Below are 4,816 nucleotides of genomic sequence, written 5' to 3' on the forward strand. Positions count from 1 at the left end.
GACCCCTTTTCCCTGAAAAAGCTCACACGCCTCCTTAAGCATTCTTTCCAGTTCCTCAACCGAATGATAGTTTTTTGCTAACCAGCCTTCATTAACTCTACTGAATTCAGGAAAATCTTTTTCACTCCGGACAAACAGATAACCTGTATCGTATAAATGAAAAGGCAATCCGCATTGTATGCACTCATTAATCATAGTGACCCTCCAGCCTTAAATATCTAGTCCTATCTAATTATAACAACAACACCATCAATATAGGAAAATTGAACCTGTTTTGTACAAACTTGTTATTAAATGCTTTGCCATTAGAAAAAGCCGGCTTTCATAAGCCGGCTCAAATCACATTTATGCATCCATCGGATTATAAAGTTTTACTTCAGGATTCTTTTCCTGGAACCATCTTAATGCAAATTCATTTTCAAATAAGAAGGCTTTTTTATCAAAACGGTCGGTAACAAGCAGACTTCTGGAGCTAGATAGGTTTTCGTTTACCTGATCACTCTCGATCCAGCGAGCAATTTTGGAGCCCTGTCTCTCCATTAATACTTCTACATTATACTCATTACGCATCCTAGCTTCGAATACTTCGAACTGAAGCTGGCCGACTGCACCAAGTAAATATTCATCTGTCTTCACTGTTTTGAACAGCTGGATTGCACCTTCCTGAACAAGCTGCTGGATTCCTTTATGGAAGTGCTTTTGCTTCATGACATTCTTAGCAGTTACACGGACAAAAAGTTCAGGTGTAAATTGCGGAAGTTTTTCGTAATGGAATGCTTCCTTGCCAGAGACGATTGTATCGCCGATTTGGTATGTGCCTGGATCATATAAACCAATAATATCGCCGGCAACAGCTTCCTCAACAGTGCTGCGGTCATCAGCCATAAACTGTGTCGACTGTGCAAGTTTCATCGGTTTTCCAGTCCTGCTTAATTGCACTGTCATCCCACGCTCGAATTTTCCTGAACAAATGCGCAGGAAAGCAATCCGGTCACGGTGAGCAGGGTTCATGTTTGCCTGGATTTTAAAGATGAAACCAGAAAACTCTTCTGAAAGAGGATCAACTTCGCCTGCAGTTGAATTTCTTGGCTGAGGCGTCGGTGCAAACTGAAGATAAGAATCAAGGAAAGTCTGAACGCCAAAATTGGTCAGCGCACTTCCAAAGAATACCGGAGTCAAGTTTCCTTCTGCGATCCGCTCTGCAGAGAATTCGTTTCCTGCTTCGTCTAATAGCATGATTTCTTCAAGAGTTTGCTCATACAATGAAGATTCTTTAAGCTTATGCTCTCCTTGAATTTCACCACTGTCATTCAATGAAAGAAAACGGTCGTCTTCATCTACACGGAATTGCTCAATCCTGTTATTGAAACGGTCATAAATGCCCAGGAATTCTTTTCCCATGCCGATTGGCCAGTTCATCGGGTATGATTCAATCCCAAGAACCTCTTCCAGTTCAGCTAGCAGTTCAAGCGGCATTTTCCCCTGGCGGTCAAGCTTGTTGATAAAAGTGAAAATCGGGATCCCTCTCATGCGGCAAACCTTGAACAGCTTGAGAGTCTGGTCCTCAATTCCTTTTGCAGAGTCTATGATCATCACGGCACTATCCACCGCTGTCAATGTCCTGTAGGTATCCTCGGAGAAGTCCTGGTGACCAGGAGTATCAAGGATGTTTACCTTGACACCATCATAATCGAACTGCATGACGCTGGAGGTTACAGAAATCCCACGCTGCTTCTCGATTTCCATCCAGTCACTCGTAGCAAATTTTCCAGTTTTCTTCGCTTTTACTGTTCCTGCATCTCTGATCGCTCCACCAAAGAGGAGCAATTTTTCCGTCAGAGTCGTTTTTCCCGCATCCGGGTGGGAAATAATCGCAAATGTTCTGCGCGATAATACTTCGTCTTTTAATTTTTTCATGATTTTATGTTTCCTTTCTATTTAAAGGCAAAATTCCTCATAAAGTTAATCTTATCTTTCTGGCGGTAAGTTTGCAATCCTGCAATTGCATATCAATACTTTTTACAATATTTCCAAAAGCCTTATAATATAAGTTCGAGGAGGTGAACCATGGATTCAATTACTCATACATTATTCGGTTTAGCCCTTTATGGCACCATTGATAAAAAACATATGGAAAAATCCCAAAGGCGTGCTTATCTGCTGACAGCGGTCGGTGCCAGCCAGATTCCCGATATTGATGTGATTTCGAGATTTTGGGATAGCGAAGGTCTTTACCAGATGTGGCACCGAGGCATTACTCATTCGTTGTTCCTGACACCATTATGGGCTGCATTGTTTATTTTACTATCTTTCCTTCTATTTAAAGTGAAAGATCTAAAATTATTTTCCCTTGGTTGGCTGGCAGTATTGATCCACGACACGAGTGATTTATTCAATGCCTGGGGAACTGGATATCTAGAGCCATTTTCCAGCATTAGAATATCATTCGGTACCATTCCAATCATCGATTTTGTTTTCTGGGTCATAATCGGTACCGCGTTTGGCGCTTCCAGGATTAATAAAATGAAAAGCTCTTATTATTTTAAATTCGCATGGGCTTTCATTGTCCTGCACCTGATTGCCCAAAGTGTCCAGGGCTGGATCATCTACAATCAATACGAAAACGAATATGATCAAATTGCCATTTCCGCTGGATTCATTCCATGGACTTATACTGTTATCACTAAAAACGACAGCAAAGTATCGATTTTCCAGGATAATCTTTTCACTGATAAAAAACTTCAGTATGAACTTACATCCGCTGAGAATGCCAATCTGAATAACTTATTTAAAGAAAGACCAGAAGCACGCACCCTCTATGAATGGTCACCCTTTGTCGTCATTGTCGATGATGATGAAAAATTGGGCATCTATGATCCGCGATTCTATCGCAATGGACAATCTTTTTTATTTGAATACATTGATCGCACACAAAACAATTAACTATATGCCGGAAGAATAAAAGAGCAGCCCGAATCATGAGGGCTGCTCCTTAAATTTATATTTACATATTGGCTTGGATATCTTCCATCATCTCATCAATAGTGTCAGTAATTTCGCTTGTCTTTGTGGCAATGGCTATAGTAAACTCCAACAATTCCTTGTATTTCTCCACTGAAATCATCGAATTCGTTTTCTCAAATTCATTCATTTTCAAACCGAGATTTTGCAGGATCATAATGGCTTCTTCAATAGATCCTTTTTCAATTTCAAACATTCTGATTCCCCCTATTTCTCTGGTTGAATTCCATTATGAGGGAGTTAAACCTATTTTTAAATGGTAAAACTTTCATCCATACCCAATCTAACTGTAAAAAATAGGTTAAAAGTCTTTTGTTTGATCATTTTTTCTTCAGAATCTTTAAAAATGACATTTAATAATGAAAAATCACTTCTAATGAACTAGATCTTTCATCCTTAAATTTTGACCTTGTTAAACTTGTCTGTTGATTTCCGCTCCAATCAACAGATGCTAAAAAACAACATTAACCTTTAACACAGCCAAATTTGTAGTTGGTCATAACCCGGTTTTTAAAATCGTGCCTTAAGCAAGGATTATTTCCTCAATCTGTTTCCTTAACTGCTCACCTGGAATCAGCTTGTCGCCACCGCCCTGGGCAAATAAGTCATTTCCTCCGCCTTTACCGTTTATCATTGCCAATGCCTTCCCCGCCAGTTCCTTCATATTACCCTCTGCCAACATGCCCCGGGCAAATACAAATTGAAGCTTGTCTTGATTTTCAGCAATAAGAAGGAATGTTTTATTATCTGCCTTTGATACAAGCAATCTTGCCAGCTTTTGAAGCTCCTGAACATTTCTGTTTTGAAATACCCTGCTGATCAAATCCTGGCTGTTTCCCCCGATTAATTCTGAAGCTTCATATGTTAAAAGTCTTTCCTTCGATTCTTCAACTGCCTTCTCAAGTTCTTTCCGGTTTTCAAGCATTCTCTGTACAGATCCTGCCATCTCTTGCTCAGGAGCATTCAATAAGGATGTAAGCTGCTGGAGGATGGTGTGCTTCTTCTCAAGCTGCTGGAGCACACGAGTTCCGCAAACGAACTCAACACGGACTTTTTTCTTCTGCCTTTCCCAGCCTAATATTTTCAACGAAGCTACCTGGCCAGTACTGCTTGGATGTGTCCCGCCACAGCCATTATTATCAAAATCCGGGATGATGACGAGCCTGATATTCTCAGACACAGAAAGCTCTTTTCTTAGTTGATACTGTTTCAATTCTTCTTTATTGACCCATTTAGTGACAATTGGACGGTTTTCAAGGATGACCTTGTTCGCTAGCTTTTCTACAGCAAACGCTTCTTCACTTGAAAGATTTTCAATAGCCAAGTCGATTGTCAGCGTTTCTTTGCCGAGATGGAAGCTGACTGTTTTATATTGATATAACTCCTCAAAAGCTGCTGATAAAATATGCTGGCCAGAGTGCTGCTGCATATGATCAAAACGCCGCTCCCAATCAATGAGCCCTTCTACTTCAGCACATTCGCTTAAAGGTCCTGCTAAGTAATGGCGTATTTCCCCTTCGACTTCCTCGACATCAAGGACCTCTACCCCGTTTAAAGTGCCAGTATCAAACGGCTGTCCCCCACCAGTGGGATAAAAGGCTGTTTGCGACAAAACAGCATATAAACGGCCAGATTCATCATTTCCTTGTTTGATTAATTCCGCCGTAAAATTTTTAAGATAAGCATCCTGGTAATACAATTTCTGTTCCATTGCCCACTTCACGCTCCGATTTCAAACTTTGATAACAAGTATAGCATTTTTTAAAGAATCCAAGCGGCAGGAGTATATGAATGA

General features: G+C 40.5%; 5 protein-coding genes. 1 reads left to right on the top strand and 4 read right to left on the bottom strand.

All coding sequences use genetic code 11. The features are described from left to right. Both WB217_RS10625 and WB217_RS10630 read right to left on the bottom strand, forming a co-directional pair. A partial coding sequence (locus WB217_RS10625; RefSeq protein WP_423993203.1) for a hypothetical protein occupies positions 1-195 on the bottom strand: 195 nt, incomplete at its 3' end. A 150-nt stretch (positions 196-345) separates the two neighbouring features. Further along, positions 346-1,917, bottom strand: coding sequence for a peptide chain release factor 3 (locus tag WB217_RS10630; RefSeq protein ID WP_423993204.1), 1,572 nt, complete (start codon positions 1,915-1,917; stop codon positions 346-348). Positions 1,918-2,067: 150 nt separating this feature from the next. Between WB217_RS10630 and WB217_RS10635 the strand changes: the two genes are divergently transcribed. Then, the gene (locus tag WB217_RS10635) at positions 2,068-2,943 is read left to right on the top strand and encodes a metal-dependent hydrolase (RefSeq protein ID WP_423993205.1); all 876 of its coding nucleotides are present in this window, start codon (positions 2,068-2,070) and stop codon (positions 2,941-2,943) included. A 61-nt stretch (positions 2,944-3,004) separates the two neighbouring features. Here WB217_RS10635 and WB217_RS10640 read toward each other — a convergent pair whose 3' ends face one another. Both WB217_RS10640 and WB217_RS10645 read right to left on the bottom strand, forming a co-directional pair. Next, complete coding sequence (locus WB217_RS10640; RefSeq protein ID WP_423993206.1) at positions 3,005-3,217, bottom strand: hypothetical protein; 213 nt, start codon at positions 3,215-3,217, stop codon at positions 3,005-3,007. Between the two features lie 327 nt (positions 3,218-3,544). Then, a complete protein-coding gene (locus tag WB217_RS10645; RefSeq protein WP_423993207.1) occupies positions 3,545-4,732 on the bottom strand; it encodes an alanyl-tRNA editing protein in 1,188 nt (395 codons plus the stop codon). Positions 4,733-4,816 lie beyond the last annotated feature (84 nt).

It is taken from the genome of Mesobacillus sp. (assembly GCF_049588175.1).
Taxonomy (GTDB): domain Bacteria; phylum Bacillota; class Bacilli; order Bacillales; family Cytobacillaceae; genus Mesobacillus.